Source organism: Candidatus Pelagibacter sp. uisw_098, assembly GCF_059512505.1.
In genome coordinates this window covers 62,526-80,871 of sequence record NZ_CM183454.1, presented here as the reverse complement: position 1 = coordinate 80,871, position 18,346 = coordinate 62,526, and the positions used below count along the sequence as shown (strand labels likewise).

The 18,346-nt window shown below is 29.8% G+C and carries 24 protein-coding genes and 3 tRNA genes; 12 read left to right on the top strand and 15 right to left on the bottom strand.

Annotation, left to right across the window (positions count from 1 at the left end; genetic code table 11):
- Positions 1 to 60 precede the first annotated feature (60 nt).
- From hisG to AC5YF9_RS00370, 11 genes are all read right to left on the bottom strand, one after another.
- Positions 61 to 750, bottom strand: coding sequence for an ATP phosphoribosyltransferase (hisG, locus tag AC5YF9_RS00420; protein ID WP_415304108.1), 690 nt, complete (start codon positions 748 to 750; stop codon positions 61 to 63).
- Positions 750 to 1,802 (bottom strand): ATP phosphoribosyltransferase regulatory subunit, encoded by a 1,053-nt coding sequence (locus AC5YF9_RS00415; RefSeq protein ID WP_415304107.1) that lies wholly within the window; start codon positions 1,800 to 1,802, stop codon positions 750 to 752. Before AC5YF9_RS00415 ends, hisG begins: the two co-directional genes overlap by 1 nt.
- Positions 1,780 to 3,177 (bottom strand): histidine--tRNA ligase, encoded by a 1,398-nt coding sequence (gene hisS, locus AC5YF9_RS00410; RefSeq protein ID WP_415304106.1) that lies wholly within the window; start codon positions 3,175 to 3,177, stop codon positions 1,780 to 1,782. Before hisS ends, AC5YF9_RS00415 begins: the two co-directional genes overlap by 23 nt.
- Positions 3,178 to 3,183: 6 nt before the next feature.
- A tRNA-His gene (locus tag AC5YF9_RS00405) sits at positions 3,184 to 3,258 on the bottom strand.
- Between the two features lie 215 nt (positions 3,259 to 3,473).
- A tRNA-Phe gene (locus AC5YF9_RS00400) sits at positions 3,474 to 3,549 on the bottom strand.
- Between the two features lie 5 nt (positions 3,550 to 3,554).
- Positions 3,555 to 3,770 (bottom strand): translation initiation factor IF-1, encoded by a 216-nt coding sequence (infA, locus tag AC5YF9_RS00395; protein ID WP_006997427.1) that lies wholly within the window; start codon positions 3,768 to 3,770, stop codon positions 3,555 to 3,557.
- Positions 3,771 to 3,772: 2 nt separating this feature from the next.
- A complete protein-coding gene (gene hisD / locus AC5YF9_RS00390) occupies positions 3,773 to 5,059 on the bottom strand; it encodes a histidinol dehydrogenase (protein WP_415304105.1) in 1,287 nt (428 codons plus the stop codon).
- Positions 5,059 to 5,454: a DUF2948 family protein gene (locus tag AC5YF9_RS00385; protein ID WP_415304104.1), complete on the bottom strand. Its 396-nt coding sequence runs from the start codon at positions 5,452 to 5,454 to the stop codon at positions 5,059 to 5,061. The genes hisD and AC5YF9_RS00385 overlap by 1 nt, the downstream gene beginning before the upstream one ends.
- Complete coding sequence (gene murA / locus AC5YF9_RS00380; protein WP_415304103.1) at positions 5,454 to 6,707, bottom strand: UDP-N-acetylglucosamine 1-carboxyvinyltransferase; 1,254 nt, start codon at positions 6,705 to 6,707, stop codon at positions 5,454 to 5,456. Before murA ends, AC5YF9_RS00385 begins: the two co-directional genes overlap by 1 nt.
- A gap of 2 nt (positions 6,708 to 6,709) precedes the next feature.
- The gene (gene dcd / locus AC5YF9_RS00375) at positions 6,710 to 7,267 is read right to left on the bottom strand and encodes a dCTP deaminase (RefSeq protein ID WP_415304102.1); all 558 of its coding nucleotides are present in this window, start codon (positions 7,265 to 7,267) and stop codon (positions 6,710 to 6,712) included.
- A gap of 100 nt (positions 7,268 to 7,367) precedes the next feature.
- Positions 7,368 to 7,565 carry a hypothetical protein gene (locus AC5YF9_RS00370; RefSeq protein WP_415304101.1) on the bottom strand — a complete coding sequence of 66 codons (198 nt, stop codon included), beginning with the start codon at positions 7,563 to 7,565 and terminating at the stop codon, positions 7,368 to 7,370.
- Between the two features lie 103 nt (positions 7,566 to 7,668).
- On the opposite strand from AC5YF9_RS00370, the gene AC5YF9_RS00365 reads away from it, so the two are divergent.
- Positions 7,669 to 7,742 (top strand) — tRNA-Thr (locus AC5YF9_RS00365).
- Positions 7,743 to 7,744: 2 nt separating this feature from the next.
- On the opposite strand, the gene AC5YF9_RS00360 is transcribed toward AC5YF9_RS00365, so the two are convergent.
- Positions 7,745 to 8,464, bottom strand: coding sequence for a TVP38/TMEM64 family protein (locus AC5YF9_RS00360; protein ID WP_415304100.1), 720 nt, complete (start codon positions 8,462 to 8,464; stop codon positions 7,745 to 7,747).
- Between the two features lie 92 nt (positions 8,465 to 8,556).
- On the opposite strand from AC5YF9_RS00360, the gene rpmH reads away from it, so the two are divergent.
- The 11 genes from rpmH to AC5YF9_RS00305 are packed head-to-tail and all read left to right on the top strand — an operon-like array spanning position 8,557 to position 16,163.
- Positions 8,557 to 8,721 carry a 50S ribosomal protein L34 gene (gene rpmH / locus AC5YF9_RS00355; protein WP_415304099.1) on the top strand — a complete coding sequence of 55 codons (165 nt, stop codon included), beginning with the start codon at positions 8,557 to 8,559 and terminating at the stop codon, positions 8,719 to 8,721.
- A 10-nt stretch (positions 8,722 to 8,731) separates the two neighbouring features.
- Positions 8,732 to 9,076, top strand: coding sequence for a ribonuclease P protein component (rnpA, locus tag AC5YF9_RS00350; RefSeq protein WP_415304098.1), 345 nt, complete (start codon positions 8,732 to 8,734; stop codon positions 9,074 to 9,076).
- A complete protein-coding gene (gene yidD / locus AC5YF9_RS00345; RefSeq protein WP_415304097.1) occupies positions 9,076 to 9,327 on the top strand; it encodes a membrane protein insertion efficiency factor YidD in 252 nt (83 codons plus the stop codon). Before rnpA ends, yidD begins: the two co-directional genes overlap by 1 nt.
- Positions 9,327 to 11,003, top strand: coding sequence for a membrane protein insertase YidC (gene yidC, locus AC5YF9_RS00340; protein ID WP_415304096.1), 1,677 nt, complete (start codon positions 9,327 to 9,329; stop codon positions 11,001 to 11,003). Before yidD ends, yidC begins: the two co-directional genes overlap by 1 nt.
- Positions 11,004 to 11,870 carry an acetylglutamate kinase gene (gene argB, locus AC5YF9_RS00335; protein WP_415304095.1) on the top strand — a complete coding sequence of 289 codons (867 nt, stop codon included), beginning with the start codon at positions 11,004 to 11,006 and terminating at the stop codon, positions 11,868 to 11,870.
- Positions 11,867 to 12,538, top strand: a complete 672-nt coding sequence (locus AC5YF9_RS00330) for a pyrimidine 5'-nucleotidase (protein ID WP_415304094.1) — start codon at positions 11,867 to 11,869, stop codon at positions 12,536 to 12,538. Before argB ends, AC5YF9_RS00330 begins: the two co-directional genes overlap by 4 nt.
- 29 nt (positions 12,539 to 12,567) lie before the next feature.
- On the top strand, positions 12,568 to 13,386 hold the full coding sequence (gene dapD / locus AC5YF9_RS00325) for a 2,3,4,5-tetrahydropyridine-2,6-dicarboxylate N-succinyltransferase (protein WP_415304093.1): 819 nt from the start codon (positions 12,568 to 12,570) through the stop codon (positions 13,384 to 13,386).
- Entirely contained in the window at positions 13,387 to 14,541 is a 1,155-nt protein-coding gene (gene dapE, locus AC5YF9_RS00320; RefSeq protein WP_415304092.1) for a succinyl-diaminopimelate desuccinylase, read from the top strand.
- Positions 14,541 to 14,726, top strand: a complete 186-nt coding sequence (locus AC5YF9_RS00315; RefSeq protein WP_415304091.1) for a hypothetical protein — start codon at positions 14,541 to 14,543, stop codon at positions 14,724 to 14,726. The genes dapE and AC5YF9_RS00315 overlap by 1 nt, the downstream gene beginning before the upstream one ends.
- Complete coding sequence (locus AC5YF9_RS00310; protein WP_415304090.1) at positions 14,723 to 15,652, top strand: histone deacetylase family protein; 930 nt, start codon at positions 14,723 to 14,725, stop codon at positions 15,650 to 15,652. The genes AC5YF9_RS00315 and AC5YF9_RS00310 overlap by 4 nt, the downstream gene beginning before the upstream one ends.
- A gap of 31 nt (positions 15,653 to 15,683) precedes the next feature.
- The gene (locus AC5YF9_RS00305) at positions 15,684 to 16,163 is read left to right on the top strand and encodes an SET domain-containing protein (RefSeq protein ID WP_415304089.1); all 480 of its coding nucleotides are present in this window, start codon (positions 15,684 to 15,686) and stop codon (positions 16,161 to 16,163) included.
- Here the strand turns inward: AC5YF9_RS00305 and truA are convergent.
- From truA to def, 3 genes are read right to left on the bottom strand one after another with little or no spacing between them, the layout of a single operon-like run.
- The gene (truA, locus tag AC5YF9_RS00300) at positions 16,153 to 16,893 is read right to left on the bottom strand and encodes a tRNA pseudouridine(38-40) synthase TruA (RefSeq protein WP_415304088.1); all 741 of its coding nucleotides are present in this window, start codon (positions 16,891 to 16,893) and stop codon (positions 16,153 to 16,155) included. The genes AC5YF9_RS00305 and truA overlap by 11 nt on opposite strands.
- Positions 16,886 to 17,818 carry a methionyl-tRNA formyltransferase gene (gene fmt / locus AC5YF9_RS00295; RefSeq protein ID WP_415304087.1) on the bottom strand — a complete coding sequence of 311 codons (933 nt, stop codon included), beginning with the start codon at positions 17,816 to 17,818 and terminating at the stop codon, positions 16,886 to 16,888. Before fmt ends, truA begins: the two co-directional genes overlap by 8 nt.
- 2 nt (positions 17,819 to 17,820) lie before the next feature.
- On the bottom strand, positions 17,821 to 18,339 hold the full coding sequence (def, locus tag AC5YF9_RS00290; protein ID WP_415304086.1) for a peptide deformylase: 519 nt from the start codon (positions 18,337 to 18,339) through the stop codon (positions 17,821 to 17,823).
- Positions 18,340 to 18,346: the final 7 nt, after the last annotated feature.

Below are 18,346 nucleotides of genomic sequence, written 5' to 3'. Positions count from 1 at the left end.
TATGCAGTACTTAGAAACCTTGATATTATTAGGATTATTTTAATTTACGTTAAGGATACTTTACTTAGAAAGTAACTTAACTAATTTTTTAACCAGACTATTTTTTAGAGAAGATTTTGAGGCCATCATGCAGGCTTCTGACTTTAAAATTTCACCATCTTTGAGAATTCTAAGGTTATTCGCTCTTAGAGTTTCACCAGATGAAGTAATGTCAGTTATAATTTCAGATGACCCAGTAAAAGGATATGCTTCAGTTGCGCCTAAACTGCTAACTAACTTAAATTGAGTAACTCCTTTTGAAAACAAAAACTCTCTTGTTAAATTGGGATATTTTGTTGCCACTCTTAATCTTTTTTTCTTTTTATCTTTAAATTCAAAAGCAATTTCTTCTAAATCAGCAACTGTTTGAACATCAATCCAAGGGTCTGGAATAGCAACAACCAATGTTGCTTTGCCAAATCCATAATTCTTCACAACACTTATCTTCTTTTGGATATTAACTTCACTTTCTTTTAATAAATCATATCCAGAAAAGCCAAGATCTAAAGAACCATCTCCAAGTCTTTCAACTATCTCTCTTGCATGAAGATATAATACTTTAACATTCTTTAAGTTTTTAATAGATCCCAATAAATCTCTTTCACCTCTTTCTGAGACTAAATTTAATTTATTTTTTTTAAATATTTTTAAGATATCAGCTCTCAATCTGCCTTTGCTTGGAATTCCAATGTTAATAATATTTTTTGTCATTAGTAGTTTAAATTTAAAGCAGCTCCTACTGCTGGAACTTGTTTTTTTGATCCAAGGTCTGAAATTAATTTATCAAATCTTCCACCGTTACAAATATTGATATTTTTAGATTTGGATTTAATATCAATTTTAAAAACCATACCTGTATAATATTCCAATTGACGTCCAAAAGATGTTGAAAACTCTATATTTAGTTTTTGAGTTTTATTTAATGAAGTTGGAAAATATTTTTGATCCACAACTAAATTAATTTTATTTTTTTTAAAAAAGATATTAAGTTTTTTAGCTGCTTGTCCTATTGGACAATTAATTTTTAAAAACTCTTTAATAATTTTTGAAACGTTTTTACCTCTACTGGCTCTTCTTGGATCTTTAATCTTATTATCAAATCTCTTTAAGATTTCTTCAATTGATCTACCAGCAACTACTGTTTGCTGATTATCTTTTAACATTTTTTGATATCTCTTTTTATCAACCTCAACAATTATTGGGTCTACATCAGAGTTCGTTTCTAACCTTCTTAGTAAATCATTAAAATAGTCTTCTCTCCAAAAATGTCTTGAAAGTCTTAATTTCCATCTTTTTGGGATATCTAGTTTTGAAATTAATAAATTGAAAATCTCAACGTTACCAATTTTTAAAGTTCCTGATGAATATTGTAAATTAGACAGAGATTTTAAGGCTGTATTAATAATTTCCTTATCATCTTTTTTTTCATCTTTAGAACCAATGATCTCAAAACCAACTTGGTCTCTAATAATAGAATCTTTTTTATTATTTGATTTTCTATAAGCCTGACCGCTATAAAATATTTTCTCTTTTCCTTTAAGGTTATTTTCTAAATATCTCAAGCAAGATGCAATGGTTAGATCTGGTCTTAGACAAAGCTCACTACCATTTTGATCAATAAATGAAAAAATAAATTTTCTAAAACTCTCTCCTGATCTTTGTACAATATGATCAGCTTCAATTACTGAAGGTAAATCAATATATTTAAACCCTTTAGATTTAACTGATCTAAGGATTTTTTCAGATAAATTTTTTGATTTCATCAATTAAATTTTCTTTTAAAAATGTAACCTGGTTGTTTTCACCCTTAACTCCTAAAAGGTTTTTTAAAGTAATCGTATTATCTTTAAATTCATTTTCACCACAAATAACAGCTACCGGGCATTTTTTTTTATTCGCATATGTTAACTGTTTGCCTAGATTTTTCTTACTATCTAAAAATATTTCAGAGTTAATATCATTATCTCTTAAAACTTTTAAAATCTCATAATAATTTTTTAAATACTTTTCATCCATTACACAAATAATAGCTGGTTTTTTCTCATCAACTTCAATTTGATCAAGTTGCATCATTGCAAATAATAATCGGTCAACTCCAATGCTCATTCCAGTTCCAGGAATATCAACTCCCTTAAATCTTGAAATTAATTTATTATATTGTCCGCCAGAACAAATACTTCCTATATCAACTTCTTTACCTTTGTTGTTTGTTGTCTTGAAATTTAAATTTGTTTCAACACAAAACCCATCATAATAAGCAAGCCCTCTAACAATTGTAAAGTTCGTCTTTATTTGATCTAAATAATCTCCATAACTTACAATTTTCAATAAGTCTTCTAACTCTCTAATTCCTTCTTGAGATAAAGGGTTTTTTAAATTTTTTTTTAATTCTTTTAAATCTTTTACTTTTAAAAAGTTAATAATTTGTGAAGCTTCATCATCAGTTAAGTCAGCACCTTTTGTAACTGCTCCACTTACATCTACTCTTTCTTTTTTTAATAAATCTTCAACGCCTCTTATTCCAAAGCCAGGTTTATCAAGCTTATCAATTGCTCTCATAACCTTTATCTTTTTGTCTTCAGATATTTTAAGGTCTTCAATTAAACCTTGAACAATTTTTCTATTACTAATGTTAACTATGAACTGATCTTTTTTTAAACCACAGGCAAGAAGTGTACTTGCAATTAAATTACATAGTTCAGCATTTGCTTGAGCTGGGTTAACGTTACCAACTATATCGGCGTCACATTGTAAAAAGCTTCTATAACGAGCATTACCTGCTTTTTCATTTCTCCAGACATCACCCATTTGATATCTTTTATAAGGTAAAGGTAATTCTTGATTGTTTTGAGCAACAAATCTAGCTAACGGACTTGATAGATCATATCTAAGAGTAATATTTTTATCACCATCTTTAAATGAGAATACGTCAGACATAGAATTACTATCATCATCTGCAAGAAATGATCCGATATTTTCTGAAATTTCAAATGAAGGAGTTTCAAGAGCAGCAAAACCAAATTTTATAAAATTAGTTTCAATAATATTAATTAACTTTTTCTTTAGAGTTAATTTCTTGCCCCATCGGTCTTCAAATCCTGAGGGTAACCCGGGAATTAGTTTATTTTCTTTATTCATTTTTTTTGGTACCCGCGCTTGGAATCGAACCAAATCCTATAGTTCCACAAACTATCGTACTAACCGTTATACTACGCAGGCATTCCTTGTTTTTATATTATTTTTGTGTGGATTTAAAATTATATTATAAATAAATAGCCTAAAGGCTATGGAAACAAAGTCTATGAGTACTTCTTGAAGTCTCTCTATATGTAGTATTTATAATCATGAGCAATCTTTTAGACAATTAAGAATAATTTTCAACACATAAATATAAAAAGACGTTAACCTTATTTTTAAATTTTTTAGAGAGGTGGTGGTGGCCCCAACTGGACTCGAACCAGTGACACACGGATTTTCAATCCGATGCTCTACCAACTGAGCTACAGGGCCCCATATTAACCTCTAAAAGTGATACGACCTTTGGTCAAATCGTAAGGCGTCATTTCTACTTGAACCTTATCACCTTGAAGTACTCTAATTCTATTCTTACGTAATTTGCCAGCAGCATGCGCTGTAACAATATGGCCATTTTCTAATTTAACTCTGAACATTGCGTTTGGAAGTAGATCCTCAACAATTCCTGAGAACGACAGCATTTCTTGTTTTGACAAATTTATTTTCTCCTAATTCTTTTTTCTACTGATCTAGCGTGTCCCACTAAACCCTCGTAGTTTGCAAGTGTTATAACTGATGGACCAAGGGTTTCAATCCCTTTTTTTGATAGATTTATATATGAAATTCTTTTGTAAAACTCATTAACACTAACACCACTTGAATATCTTGCCGACGAATTAGTTGGTAATACGTGATTAGAACCAACATTATAATCCGTCATAGCCATTACAGCATACTTACCTAAACAAATAGATCCTGAGTTTTTAATTTTTCCAACCATATTTTTATAGTTTTTAATATTAAGCTCTAAATGTTCTGGTGCAATTTTATTTACAGTATCAATAATTTTTTGATCAGATGACATATGAATTAAAATTCCATTATTAATCAAGCTACTTTTTGCAATTGTTGTTCTTGGTAGATCTTTCAATTGTTTATTAATTTCTTCATTAACTTTTTTGATAATTAATTTATCTTTTGAAATTAAAATACATTGAGCAAGATTATCATGTTCTGCTTGCCCTATAAGATCACTTGCTATCCATTCTGGATTTGAGAACTTATCACATACTATTGTCACCTCTGAAGGTCCAGCAATCATCCCTTCAATTCCTACATCACCAAAGACTTCTTTTTTGGCAGCTGCTACATAAGAGTTTCCAGGGCCTACAATTTTATCAACTTTTTTAATTTTTTTAGTACCATATGCAACTGCTGCAATCGCTGATGGCCCACCTATTGAATAGATTTCTTTAATTTTACATTTTCTTGCGGCGTATAATACGGCCGGATTTTGTTTACCTTTTTGACCTGGATTAATCATCACCAGTCTTTTAACGCCCGCAACAAGAGCTGGAATTGCATTCATTAAAACACTTGATGGGTATGAAGCCGTTGAACCTGGCACATAAATTGCAACCGATTCAATTGGAACATATTTATATTCCAATTTATTTTGTAATTTGTCAGTATAAGAAATATCTTTGAATTTTTGTAAAGAGTGAAATTTATAAATTCTATTATAAGCAAGATCGATTGCTTTTTTAACTTTTGGGTCTAGGGACTTTATAACTTTAGTTATTTTTTTAGGATTTGGAATAATAATACTATTTTTGTTAAATTTTTTTTCATATTTTAAAACAGCTTTATCACCATTTTTTTTAACATCTTTAATAATTTTAGTAACTGAAGCTGAGTTAAGCTGAACTTTATTTTTTCGTTTAGATAGCAGTTTATCTAAAGCTACATCAAAGTTTTTAATTTTACTGTCTAATATTTTAATCATTAATCAATTTTATTTTGATCATCAAGAGTTACTTCAATTATTTCTGTCGATAAAGTTATATATGCATTATTAGTAAAAATTAAGCTAATCTCATAATTGTCATTATTTTTTAAATAATCCATAGTTATCAATTCAAGTTTTTGGTCAACATCGTCTTGTTTTATATTCTTGGATTTAACATTATCTACAAACTCAAATTTACAGATACTATTTATTTTTTTACCCTCATTTTCTGTTTCAATTTTTGTTCGCTTTAAAGATAATAAGAAAACCTTATTTTTTTGAAGATATTTGATTTCGCTAACTTTGATCTCAGCTCCAGCACAACATGCTGAAATCATTTGCAAACCTTCATTATCATTTGCAATAATTTTTGATAAATATTTTTTTTCCATTAATTAACTCTTCTAATTTTGGCGCCTACTTTTTTTAACTTCTTTTCTATGTTCTCGTACCCTCTATCAAGGTGATATATTCTATTAATTACAGACTTTCCTTTGGCTGTGAGTGCAGCAAGTATTAGAGAGACAGACGCTCTTAAATCTGTTGCCATTAGCTCTGCTGCTTCAAATTTAATATTTCCCTCTATTGTCGCTTTATTTCCATTGATAGAAATTTTTGCTCCCATTCTATTTAACTCTGCTACGTGCATAAATCTGTTTTCAAATATTTCTTCTCTAATATAAGATTTCTTATTAGCCTTGCATAGTAGTACCATCATTTGCGCCTGTAGATCCGTTGGAAAATTTGGATAAGGAGATGTTTTAATATTTATACTTTTAATTTTTTTACTTCCTTGAATAAGTATTTCATTTTTCTTTTGAATAATTTTTGCACCTATTTTTTTCAAAATATTGATTTCTGTGCTAATAATTTTTGGATCCATTCCTACAATCTTTAGATTTCCTTCAGTTAAAGCAGCGGCAATTAAGTAAGTACCTGCCTCTATTCTGTCTGGCATTACCTGATATTTTATTTCCTTTAGATTGCTTACGCCTTCAATCTTAATGGTTCTTTTTGCAGCCCATTTAATATTACAACCTAACTTAATTAAAAAATTAACTAAGTCTTTAATTTCAGGCTCTATTGCACAATTTGATAATGTTGTTTTTCCTTTAGCTAAACATGATGCAATAATTAAATTTTCAGTGGCACCAACTGAAATTTTTTGGAATTTGATATTTGCTCCAATTAATCCTTTTGGGGCATTTGCATGAACATAACCTTGTATAATTTTATATTTTACTCCAAGTTTTGATAGTGCTTGTAAGTGAATATCAACAGGTCTTGTACCAATCGCACAGCCACCTGGTAAAGATACTTTTGCTTTACCAAACTTCGCAAGCAATGGTCCCAAAACTAATATCCCTGCCCTCATAGTTTTAACCAAACTATAAGCTGCAAAAGTTTTAGTTTGCTTGTTGTTATTAATAATTAGTGTTTTTTTATTATCTTCAATAGATGAGCCTAAGGACTTTAACAATAGTATCATTGTTTCAATATCTTTTACCTTAGGTAGATTTTTTAAAGATATCCTTTTATCTGATAATAAAGTTCCAGCTAAGATTGGCAGAGACGCATTTTTAGAACCTGAAATTCTAATTTGCCCCTTGAGCTTTGCTGCTCCAAAGACTTCTAATTTTTTCATTATTATACTTTTGGTAAAGTTACTCCAGTTTGGCCCATATATTTACCTTTACGATCAGCGTATGAAGTTTCTGGAGCCTGATCTCCCTTTAGAAATAAGAATTGAGCAACTCCTTCGTTTGCGTATATTTTTGCAGGGAGTGGAGTGGTATTTGAAAATTCTAGGGTAACGGTACCAAAAAATTCTGATTCAATCGGTGTTACGTTAACTATAATTCCAGTTCTTGCATATGTGCTTTTACCAACAACAATACACATAATGTTCCTTGGAATTTTAAACACTTCTATTGTTGTTCCTAGGGCAAAGGAATTTGGAGGGATAATAATATAATCAGAGCTTTTTTTTGTAACAAAATTATCTGAAGTAAATTTTTTAGGATCAACAATAGAAGAGTTTACATTATGAAATATTTTAAATTCATCTGCTACCCTTGCATCATAACCAAATGAACTTAGACCATAAGAAATTTTACCATCTCGTACCTGCTTGTCTACAAATGGAGAAATCATTTCCTCTTCGAGCGCAAGTTTTCTTATAGATTTATCGGAAAGTACTGACATTATTTACTTTTCTTCTTATTTTTTTTTTGAAAGATTTTTCTTTTTTTAAGATTTTTTTTAAGCGCTAAACTTAATCTTTCATTTTTTTCTTTATCAATCATTATTTGTCTGGATTGGTTAAAAAATCTAAAGTGATAGGTTTTGATGCATCTAAAATTTCTTCTGGCTCCTCTTGTACCTTTGGACCTTCTTTAGCTTCACGCTTTGCTCTTTTTTCTGCAAGCTTCTTTTCTCTCTTAGCTTGCTTTTCCATTAGCTTGTTGCCTTTAGTAGATTTATAATCGTAATGAATTCCCATAAAATTTTCCTCCGCTAGATATAAATCATTATATGAAAAAAATTAAGGCAATATTTTGAAAAAAATGATTTATTATAGAAATACTTCAATAAATACCAAAATAGCCCCTATAGTTAAATGGTATAACATGTCCATGGTAAGGATAAGTTTCAAGTTCGATTCTTGGTGGGGGCACCAGACTAATTCTTATAGAATATTTTTCTAGCTATAATTGTGATTATTATTAATGCCACAAACGCAAGCATTGGAATATATATATCTGGCGAATATATTAAGTCTATAATTCTCGGAGCCTCTAAATTTTGTTCTATAATTTTTTCAAGCCCACTTCCAATTGAAACAAGCAAAAATAATTGTGGTGTTAGTCCTATTAATGTTGCCCAAAAAAAATTGGCTACCTTAACATTGAAAATACAAGGCAATACATTTGACAGTGCGAAAGGAATTCCTCCTATAAATCTATAGGCTAAAAGATAAATAAATTCTGATTTCTTAAATTTTATTTCTAAATTTTTAAACCTATTTAAAAACTTTTCTTTAATTACTTCTTTAAAAAAATAATTACCAAGCATGTATAAAATCGTTGCACCGATAGTCATTCCAATTATTAAAACAAATATTCCAAGCCACTTACCAAAAATAAACCCTGCTAGGAGTGCGGCTGGTAAGCCAAATCCAGCCATGACAACCCAAATAATTGTAGATATTAAGAATACTAAAGAGATTAAAAATAAATTAGTTTGCTTAAATCCAAAAAAATAATCCCTGTTATTTTTGATAAATTCGTAGCTAGTTAATTCTTCAAAGGTGAATTTTGATAAAAAAAAGTATAAAAATGATGAAACAACTAGAAGATAAAATAAACCTAAAGTTATCTTAACTTTTTTTGATTTTTCCATAATTAACTGGTAGTATTATAAAATCTTCTATTTGCTATTTATACATATAATTACTATAAAGGGCGAAATTTAAAAAAACTTAAATAAATCCTATGAAAAGAACATATCAGCCCAAAGTTGGAAAGCGTCTTAAAAAACATGGTTTCAGATCAAAGATGGCAACTAAAGGTGGAAAAAAACTTCTTAAGAGAAGACGTGATAAGGGACGTAAGAATCTTACAGTGTCATCTACTCAAAAAAAGCCAAAAGGTAAATAAGTCAGACTAAATGAAAAGCAAAATTGTTGCTCTTTCTAAAAACGAGGATTTCAAAAACTTACTTAAGAAGAAAAAAACCTCAAACAAATATATCACTCTTTTTTTTGGTCCCCTTGAAGACAAGGATAATAAAAAACTAAATATCAGTTTTGTAGCTAAAAAAAAAATGATCCGTAGTGCTGTAAAAAGAAATAAAGTTAAAAGAAGATTAAGAAATATTATAAATGAAGCTATAAAAAATATATCAATAAACTTTAACTATTCTTACCTCGTGATTGCGAAAATAACTATGCTAAACAATGAATATGCGATAATAAAAGATACTTTATTTAAAGACATAAAAAAAATTAAGTAATGAATATTATATCAAAAATTTTAATTGGCCTGATCAAATTTTATAAAATGGTTATTAGTCCTTACTTGGCTCCTTCGTGCAGATATCTTCCAACATGTTCAGAATATACAATTGAATGCTTAAGAGCATATGGACTCGCTAAAGGGATCTCAAAAAGTACAAAAAGAATTTTTTCATGTCACCCTATCAAAATATTGGGTGGTGGTGAAGGATTTGATCCAGTAAATAAAGAATTAAAGGCTAAGAAATAATGGATACTAGAAACGTAATAGCAGCAATATCATTATCAGCAGCAGTTATTATTCTATACTCTCTTTTTTTTCAGCCTGATCCTACAATTATTAAGAAAAATTTAGCTGAACAAAGAAAAATAGAAAATAATACCGATACTCCTAGCTTAGATAAAAATGAAAACTTTGCAAAACTTTCAAGAGCAGATGCTTTAAAAGAAAATGGTAGAATTCAATTTGAAAATGGTAGTGTTGTTGGATCTATTTCTTTAAAAGGCGCAACAATAGATGATTTAACTTTCAAAGAATATAATATTGAACTTAATGGAAGTGATAAAATAACTCTATTGAGCCCAAGAAATGTTGAAGATGGTTACTTAATCGAAAGTGGCTTTGTAAGCACTAACAAAAATATAGACGTACCTGATGCTTCTACAGTTTGGAAAGTTTCTGGAAATAAAAGATTAACTAATAATAGTCCTGTAAAACTAACATGGAGTAACTCTCAAGACATTACATTCGAAAAATATATAAGCTTAGATGATCAATTTTTATTTACTGTAAAAGAAAAAATAATTAATGCATCAGATAAATCTTATAATTTTTATTCATATGGTCAAATTATTAGAAATAAATTGCCAGAAATATCTGGTTTTTATATTTTACATGAGGGGTTTCTATCTGTACTTGACGATCAGTTAATAGAAGAAGATTACGACGATATTCAGGAAAAGAAGTTCACCCAAACTGCGCAAGAAGGATTTGTTGCTATTTCAGATAAGTTTTGGGTTACATCGGTTATACCTCCTAAAGGTAAAGAGTTTAAAACAACTTTCGACTATAAAAATAAATTCAGAGCTAACTACATATCTACAAAAGGTATTGAGGTTAAAGCAAACAGTTCTATTGAAGAAAAAATTCAAATTATAGTTGCAGCTAAAAGAGTAAATGTCATTGATGGTTATGCTGAAAGTCTAAATATCAATAAATTTGATCTAGCGATTGATTGGGGTTTTATGTATTTTATAACTAAGCCTTTATTTTTTGTATTGGACTACTTCTTTAAATTACTTGGCAATTACGGTTTAGCAATTATCGCCGTTACAGTTTGCATTAGATTGGCTTTCTTTCCTCTTGCCAACTTCAGTTTTAAGTCGATGGGGAAAATGAAGTTATTAGCTCCAGAAATGGCCAGATTAAAAGAAATTCATAAAGACGATAAAATGAAATTACAACAAGCAATGATGGCTCTTTATAAAAAAGAAAAAGTTAATCCCATGAGTGGTTGTCTACCTATCCTAGTTCAAATTCCAGTTTTCTTTGCTTTGTATAAAGTTTTGTTTGTAACCATCGAAATGAGACACATGCCTTTTTATGGATGGATACACGACCTAAGTGATAGAGATCCAACATCTTTATTTAATATTTTTGGTTTAATCCCTTGGGATCCACCTTCTTTCTTATTAATAGGTGCGTGGCCTATCATTATGGGTATCACTATGTTCATACAACAAAAGCTTAACCCAACTCCACCAGATCCAATACAGGCTAAAATTTTTATGTTCTTTCCAGTATTTCTAACTGTAATTCTTGCACCGTTTCCTGCAGGTCTTGTTATCTACTGGAGCTTCAATAATATCTTCACAATGATTCAACAATATATTGTTCAAAGAAAAATGACTATTAAAACAACTTAAATGTCATTGTTAAAAGAAGCAGAGTTAATAAATATTTTACCTAAAGACGGTCCAACAGTTGAAGAGGTAAAAAAATACTTAGAAAAGTATAATGATGAATTTATTGTTATAAAATGTGGCGGTAGTGTTTTAGTTGATCCAAAATTATTTAAAATTTTTATTAAAGATATTGTTGTTTTAAACAAGCTTGGCTTTAATCCTATAGTTATTCACGGTGGTGGAAAAAGAATAAATGACAAGTTAAGTGAACTTAACATTAAAAGTAATTTTATTAATGGACTAAGAGTTACAGATAAAAACACTATTAATATAGTTGAGGATGTATTGATTGAATTTAATAAAGAGATTGTTAATGCTTTAAAAGATCAATCTTGTGAAACAAGAAGAATTACTTCAAAAGAATACAATATAATAACTGTAAAACCTGAAAGTGATAAATTAGGTTTTGTAGGTACTCCCACTCACATTAAAACTGATGTTTTAAAAGAAATTATCAAAGTTAATGAAGTACCTGTTGTTGCTCCTCTAGGGTTAGATAAAAATAATCAGACTTTTAATATTAATGCTGACACTGCAGCAGGCTCGATTGCAATTGAGTTAAAGGCTAGAAGATTAATGATTATTAGCGATGTAGAGGGCGTATTAGATAATGAAAAAAAACTTATACCTGAAATTAATTCTCAAAAAGCTAAAGAATTAATTGATCAAAAGGTTATATCTGGTGGCATGATACCTAAAATTAACAATTGTCTAGATGTTGCAAGTAATGGGGTTAAAGGGGTAGTGATAATTGATGGAAGAAAAAATCACTCAATTCTTTTTGAGCTATTATCTGATAAAGGTTCCGGAACTTTAATTAGAGAATGAAAAATTTACTTAATATAAAATACTGGTTATTTGACCTTGATAACACTCTTTATAGTGGTCAAACAAAAGTTTTTTCAGAGGTTGACAAGAAGATGTCTTCCTTCATTTCAAAAAAATTTAATGTAGATTTAATTAAAGCAAGAGAAATTCAAAAAGAGTACTTCTACGAATATGGAACAACATTATCAGGATTGATGAATCATGATAAAATTGATCCACATGAATTTCTTGAATTTGTTCACGATATAGATATTAGCTGGCTTCCCAAAGATGAGCTATTGCGAGAAGAATTAATTAAAATTAAGGAAAAGAAATATATTTTTACAAATGGTTCTCATGCTCATGTTGAAAACGTAACTAAACAACTGGGTATAGATGGCTTGTTTGATGGAGCATTTGATATTGTTGATGCCAACTTTATCCCAAAACCGAAAATTGAACCTTACAAAAAAATTGTAGAAAAATTTGATTTAGATCCAACAAAATCAATATTGATTGAAGATATTGCTCATAATTTAGAACAAGCTAAAAATCTAGGAATGAAAACTTGTTGGCTTGAAAATGATGAGACTTTTGCAAAAAAAGATGCTGATAAACCCTATATTGATTATAAGATTAAGATCTTGCCTTCTTTTCTTCAAGAAATTAATATATTAAAAGCACAATAAAACTAACCTACAAAAGATAAGTTAAAACTATGAAAGAATTTGAAAACATTATCAATACAGCTTGGGACAATAAAGATTCAATTAATGGTCAATCAGACCAATCAATATTAAATGCAATTAAAGAAACAATTGAACTTGTTGACAAAGGTGTTTTAAGAGTTGCTGAAAAAAAAGATAATGAGTGGGTAGTCCATCAGTGGATTAAAAAAGCAATCCTTTTAAGTTTTAAAACTAACGAAATGCAAACTCTTGCAGGCCCTTACGCTACATGGTGGGATAAGGTTAGAGGAAAAACTGCAGGCTGGGGGAGAGAAGAACACAAAAAAGCTGGATTTAGAATGGTGCCTAATGGAGTGGTTAGACACGGATCTTTCATTGGGAAAAATGTTGTCTTGATGCCTTCATTTGTAAACATTGGAGCTTATGTGGATGAGGGAACTATGGTCGATACTTGGGCGTCAGTTGGGTCTTGTGCTCAAATAGGAAAGAACTGTCACATATCTGGTGGTGCTGGAATTGGTGGGGTATTAGAGCCAATGCAGGCTAATCCAACAATTGTTGAGGATAACTGTTTTGTTGGCGCTCGTTCTGAAATAGTTGAAGGAGTAATCGTAGGTGAAGGGTCAGTTTTATCTATGGGTGTATTTATTGGTCAATCTACAAAAATTGTTTACAGAGAAACTGGTGAAGTAATCTATGGAAAAATTCCACCTTACTCAGTAATAGTTCCAGGTAGCTTACCAAGTAAAGATGGTAAGGGCCCTGCTTTATATTGTGCGGTAATAATTAAACAAGTTGATGAAAAAACTAGATCTAAAACTTCTATTAACGATCTATTGAGAGACTAAATGCCAACTTATAATGAAATTACATTAGCAAAAGAGCTAATAAGGTTTCCAAGCATTACACCTGTTGATGTAGGTGTAATGAAATTCTTAGCCAATAAACTAACTACTATTGGATTTAAGTGTAAAATATTAGAATTTAAGGACAAAGATTCTAAACCAGTTAAAAATTTATACGCAAGATTAGGTAATGCACAACCAAACTTTATGTTTGCAGGTCACTTGGATGTGGTGCCTCCAGGAAATTTAAAAGATTGGACCGTAAAACCATTTAGTCCTGCTATTAAAAAAAACCACTTAATTGGAAGAGGTGCAAATGATATGAAAGGTGCAATAGCAAGTTGGGTTGTTGCAGTGAATAACTTTATATCAAATAATAAAAAATTTAAGGGTTCTATTAGTTTATTGATTACAGGTGATGAAGAAGGTGTTGCAATCAACGGTACCAAAAAAGTAGTTGATTACCTAAAAAAGAAAAAAGAAAAAATAGATTTTTGTTTAGTTGGAGAGCCTACTAACCCTAATAAACTTGGTGAAATGATTAAAATTGGTAGAAGAGGAAGTATGAACGCAGAGTTAACTATAATTGGAACTCAAGGCCACGTTGCCTATCCTCATCGTGCTAACAACCCATCAACTACAATGATCAAAATACTAAATGAAATAAAAGAAATAAAATTTGATAAAGGAACAAAAGATTTTCAACCAACAAATTTAGAAGTAACTAAAATTAATATCGATAATACTGCTGACAACGTTATTCCAAGTGTTGCTAAAGCTACATTTAACATAAGATTTAACAATAAACACACGTCCTCTAGCTTAAAAAATAGATTAAATAAAATTTTTAAAAAAATTACCAAAAAAGATAAGTCTAATTTTAAAATAGAATACCGTGTATCAGGTGAAGCTTTTTTAACTAAATCTAATAAAACTACCTACATGATTCAAGCTGTTATAAAAAAAATTACAAAAATTAAACCTCAACTATCTACAACAGGCGGAACTTCGGATGCGAGATTTATTAGAAAAATTGCTCCCTGTTTAGAATTTGGTCTAGTAGGCAAAACAATGCATAAAGTAGATGAGGCAGTATCTATTTTAGATTTGAAGAAGTTAACAAAAATATATTCTGAAATTCTTAAAAATTACTTTTAATGATTTGCATTAAAGCAAACATCACAAAAGAATTGGGTGATATTGATGATGAATCAAAAGCTATTTATCACTCTAAAAATACAGTTTGTTTCTTTATTTTTAAAAAAAGAAAACAACGTCATGAGTTTGTAGAAAGAACCAAAGGAATGCTAAAAGTAGAACGAGAAACTGTTTGTCTTAAATGAAAACTGGCTTAATAACCTCTGATACTTATCAAAATCACAATACAGGCGATGGACATCCAGAAAAAATTGATAGAGTTACAGCAGTAATCGACAATTTTAAAAAGTTAGATAATAAAAATTTGATTTGGAAAAAACCTTCAAAGTTTGACAGATCACTTTTAGAAATAACTCACAATTCTGATTATATAAATTTTGTAGAAACATCTTTTCCAAAGAAAGGATTGTCCTTTTTAGATGGAGATACAATTATATCTCCAGGAAGCAAGAAGGCTACTTCAGATGCTGTAGGATCAATTATTACAGCTATTGATGGTGTTCAAAATAATGAATTTAAAAATGCTTTTTGTGCCGTCAGACCTCCAGGACACCATGCAGAAAAAAATAAAGCTATGGGTTTTTGTATTTATAACAATGTGGCTGTTGGAGCTAATTACCTAATAGATAAATATAAACTTAATAAAATTGCAATCATTGATTTCGATGTTCATCATGGAAACGGAACACAAGACATTTTCTATAATAATGAAAAAGTTTTATATATTTCAACACATCAATTCCCCTACTACCCTGGGTCTGGTACAGAACAAGAGAAAGGTAAATATAATAATATATTCAATATTCCACTACCTGCTGGCACGACCTCTGAGGAGTATTTAAGTGCTTATGAATATGTACTTAAAAAAATAACTGAATTTAAACCTGAATTTATATTACTCTCCGCAGGTTTTGATGCCCATAAGGATGATCCACTAGCTCAATTTCAACTAGAGAGTAAAGACTTTTATGAAATCACCAAAAGAACTTTAGAGTTATCCAAATTATATTGTGATGGAAAAGTGGTCTCTATCCTAGAAGGTGGCTATGATCTTTTAGCATTACAAGAAAGTAGCGAGATGCACGTTAAAGCTTTAATAGAATTTGATTGATAATTTCTCAATAGACATTAAAGAACTCACAATGAAACTTTATAAAATTAAAAAATCTAACATCGATAAAAAAGGTCGTGGCCTTTATGCTGCAAAAGATATTAAAGAAGGTACTAGAATTATCGATTATATTGGTAAAATTATTACAAAAAAACAAACACAAGAAACTGAAAAATTTGACAATGCAAAACCTATCTACTTATTTAATTTAAATAAGAAATATGACATGGATGGAGATGTTTCATGGAACCCTGCACGTTTAATAAATCACTCTTGCTCTAATAATTGTGATTATAATGGAACTGGCTTAAAGTTATGGGTAATTGCTATAAAAGATATTAAAAAAGGTGAAGAGATAACTGCTGATTATGGGTTTGGTTATGATCAAGACTATAAACAATTCCCATGTGAATGCCGTTCTAAAAACTGTTGTGGCTACATTGTTCGTTCTGAATCAAGATGGAGAATTAACAAAAAATTCAGTATCGGACAACAAAAACTTAGTAAATAACTTTCTCTAAAAACAACCCTTCAGCTGGTGCAGGAGGTGCACAAAGTATTCTTTTTTTTGATTTAAAAACAAAATCAAATTTTTTTAAATTCCACTTTTTTTCTGCTAGATACTTTAAGCAACCAACCATCGACCTAACTTGCTGCTGTAAAAATGATTTAGATTTAAATTGTATTTCAATTCTTCCTTTAATTGATTTTATTTTAATTGATTTCATAGTTCGAATTGGACTTTTCGCATTACAGCTTGATGATCTAAATGTAGAAAAATCTTTAGTGCCTAAAAGTTTTTTTGCACCCTTTTTCATTAACGTAACATCTAGCTCTTTAATTATGTGCCACCCTCTTTCTTTTTCTATAGAAGGTCTGCTCAGTCGGTTAAAGATTATATACTTGTAAATCCTTTGTTTTGCTGAAAATCTTGCGTGAAAATTTAAATTTTTCTTTTTTATATTTATAATTGAAACATGCATATCATTTACAAAGTGATTTATTGATTTTAAAAATTTATCTAAGCTTTGGATTTCTTTTTTACATTCAAAATGTGCTGATTGTGCAATAGCATGAACTCCTGCGTCAGTTCTGCCAGATCCAATTAACAATATTTGTTCTTTTAAAAGTTTTGATAGTTTTGTTTGAATTAATTTTTGAATTGATTTTCCTCGAGATTGAATTTGCCAACCAATAAAATTAGTTCCAACATATTCAATTAAAATTTGATACCTATGCATTATTCAATTTTGAACCTTTTTTAATTTGTGATCCAAGCATAAATTCACTAATGTTTTGAGGTCTTTTTCCTTGTCTTTGAATTTCTAGAATCTTAATTGATTTTTTATTTCCACAACTAACCTCTAAATGATTGTCTAATACCTCTCCAATACCACCGCTTCCAAAGGCTAAATTTGCCTTTAAAATTTTATATCTTTCCCCATTGTAATTAAAAAAAGCACCAGGACTTGGGTATAATCCATTTATTTTACCAATAATTTTTTCTGCAGTCTCGCCCCATTCTATTTTACCTTCTGTTTTTTCAATTTTAGCTGCATAACTTGCTTCATCGTGATTTTGTTCTTTAAACTCTGTTTTACCCTCCAAGATCTCATCAATATTATCTAATATTTTTTCTGCCGCTAATGCAGAAAGCTTTTCAGATATTGTTTCTGTATTATCATTGCTCATAATTTCTATTTTATAAAAATTACAAACAGGTCCAGTATCTAATTTTTCTCCTATCCTCATAATGCTGATACCTGTTTCTTTTTCTAAATTCATAATTGATCTTTGAATCGGTGCTGCACCTCTCCATTTCGGAAGAAGTGAGGCGTGAATATTGATAAAACCTTTTTTAACTAAACTTAAATATTCATTTGGAATAATTTGTCCATAAGCAACCACAATTGCTATATCAGCATCTAATTCTTTAAAATAATTATATTCTTCTTTATTATTTTTTAATGAATTTGGTGTTCTGTATTCTATTTTTAATGTTTCTGAGATTCCCTGAATAGGAGATTTATTAATCTTTTGTCCTCTTTGTGATTTTTGAGGTGGCTGTGTATATACCACTGATACCGAATAACCATTTTGATATAATGACTTTAATATCGGCACAGCAAAGAATGGTGTGCCCATAAAGACAATTTTTTTTAACATTTCTAAAAAATTTCTCTATTAACCTTAATTTTAGAAAGTTTTTTTATTATCATTGATTTTTTTAATTTTGATAAATAATCAATAAACAGAATTCCTTCTAGGTGGTCCATTTCATGCTGAATACAAGTTGCCAATAATCCATCTGCTCTTAATAATTGTTTTTTTCCATCGTAGTCTAAATACTCAACCTCACATCTGTTGGGCCTTTCTATTTCTGCAAACTGATCTGGTACAGATAAGCATCCTTCTTCATATTTTGCTTTATCCTCATTTTTATTTTTAATAACAGGGTTAACAAAATACCTTGGTTCTTTTTTATTTTCATCTCTACCAATATCCATGACTATAATTCTTTTGGGAACTCCGATCTGGATAGCTGCAAGACCAATTCCAGGCGCATCATACATTGTGTCAAGCATATCATCCATTAATGCCCTCTCTTCATCACCTACTTTTTCAACTGGTTCTGATACTTGTCGTAATAATTTGTTTGGTTCTATTAAAATTTTTTTAACTGACATAATTACT

What these genes read in the sequence shown, in the direction of transcription:
- hisG (WP_415304108.1), bottom strand. Translation starts at nt 750, where the DNA reads ATGACAAAAAATATTATTAACATTGGAATTCCAAGCAAAGGCAGATTG.
- AC5YF9_RS00415 (WP_415304107.1), bottom strand. Translation starts at nt 1,802, where the DNA reads ATGAAATCAAAAAATTTATCTGAAAAAATCCTTAGATCAGTTAAATCT.
- hisS (WP_415304106.1), bottom strand. Translation starts at nt 3,177, where the DNA reads ATGAATAAAGAAAATAAACTAATTCCCGGGTTACCCTCAGGATTTGAA.
- hisD (WP_415304105.1), bottom strand. Translation starts at nt 5,059, where the DNA reads ATGATTAAAATATTAGACAGTAAAATTAAAAACTTTGATGTAGCTTTA.
- AC5YF9_RS00385 (WP_415304104.1), bottom strand. Translation starts at nt 5,454, where the DNA reads ATGGAAAAAAAATATTTATCAAAAATTATTGCAAATGATAATGAAGGT.
- murA (WP_415304103.1), bottom strand. Translation starts at nt 6,707, where the DNA reads ATGAAAAAATTAGAAGTCTTTGGAGCAGCAAAGCTCAAGGGGCAAATT.
- dcd (WP_415304102.1), bottom strand. Translation starts at nt 7,267, where the DNA reads ATGTCAGTACTTTCCGATAAATCTATAAGAAAACTTGCGCTCGAAGAG.
- AC5YF9_RS00370 (WP_415304101.1), bottom strand. Translation starts at nt 7,565, where the DNA reads ATGGGAATTCATTACGATTATAAATCTACTAAAGGCAACAAGCTAATG.
- AC5YF9_RS00360 (WP_415304100.1), bottom strand. Translation starts at nt 8,464, where the DNA reads ATGGAAAAATCAAAAAAAGTTAAGATAACTTTAGGTTTATTTTATCTT.
- rpmH (WP_415304099.1), top strand. Translation starts at nt 8,557, where the DNA reads ATGAAAAGAACATATCAGCCCAAAGTTGGAAAGCGTCTTAAAAAACAT.
- rnpA (WP_415304098.1), top strand. Translation starts at nt 8,732, where the DNA reads ATGAAAAGCAAAATTGTTGCTCTTTCTAAAAACGAGGATTTCAAAAAC.
- yidD (WP_415304097.1), top strand. Translation starts at nt 9,076, where the DNA reads ATGAATATTATATCAAAAATTTTAATTGGCCTGATCAAATTTTATAAA.
- yidC (WP_415304096.1), top strand. Translation starts at nt 9,327, where the DNA reads ATGGATACTAGAAACGTAATAGCAGCAATATCATTATCAGCAGCAGTT.
- argB (WP_415304095.1), top strand. Translation starts at nt 11,004, where the DNA reads ATGTCATTGTTAAAAGAAGCAGAGTTAATAAATATTTTACCTAAAGAC.
- AC5YF9_RS00330 (WP_415304094.1), top strand. Translation starts at nt 11,867, where the DNA reads ATGAAAAATTTACTTAATATAAAATACTGGTTATTTGACCTTGATAAC.
- dapD (WP_415304093.1), top strand. Translation starts at nt 12,568, where the DNA reads ATGAAAGAATTTGAAAACATTATCAATACAGCTTGGGACAATAAAGAT.
- dapE (WP_415304092.1), top strand. Translation starts at nt 13,387, where the DNA reads ATGCCAACTTATAATGAAATTACATTAGCAAAAGAGCTAATAAGGTTT.
- AC5YF9_RS00315 (WP_415304091.1), top strand. Translation starts at nt 14,541, where the DNA reads ATGATTTGCATTAAAGCAAACATCACAAAAGAATTGGGTGATATTGAT.
- AC5YF9_RS00310 (WP_415304090.1), top strand. Translation starts at nt 14,723, where the DNA reads ATGAAAACTGGCTTAATAACCTCTGATACTTATCAAAATCACAATACA.
- AC5YF9_RS00305 (WP_415304089.1), top strand. Translation starts at nt 15,684, where the DNA reads ATGAAACTTTATAAAATTAAAAAATCTAACATCGATAAAAAAGGTCGT.
- truA (WP_415304088.1), bottom strand. Translation starts at nt 16,893, where the DNA reads ATGCATAGGTATCAAATTTTAATTGAATATGTTGGAACTAATTTTATT.
- fmt (WP_415304087.1), bottom strand. Translation starts at nt 17,818, where the DNA reads ATGTTAAAAAAAATTGTCTTTATGGGCACACCATTCTTTGCTGTGCCG.
- def (WP_415304086.1), bottom strand. Translation starts at nt 18,339, where the DNA reads ATGTCAGTTAAAAAAATTTTAATAGAACCAAACAAATTATTACGACAA.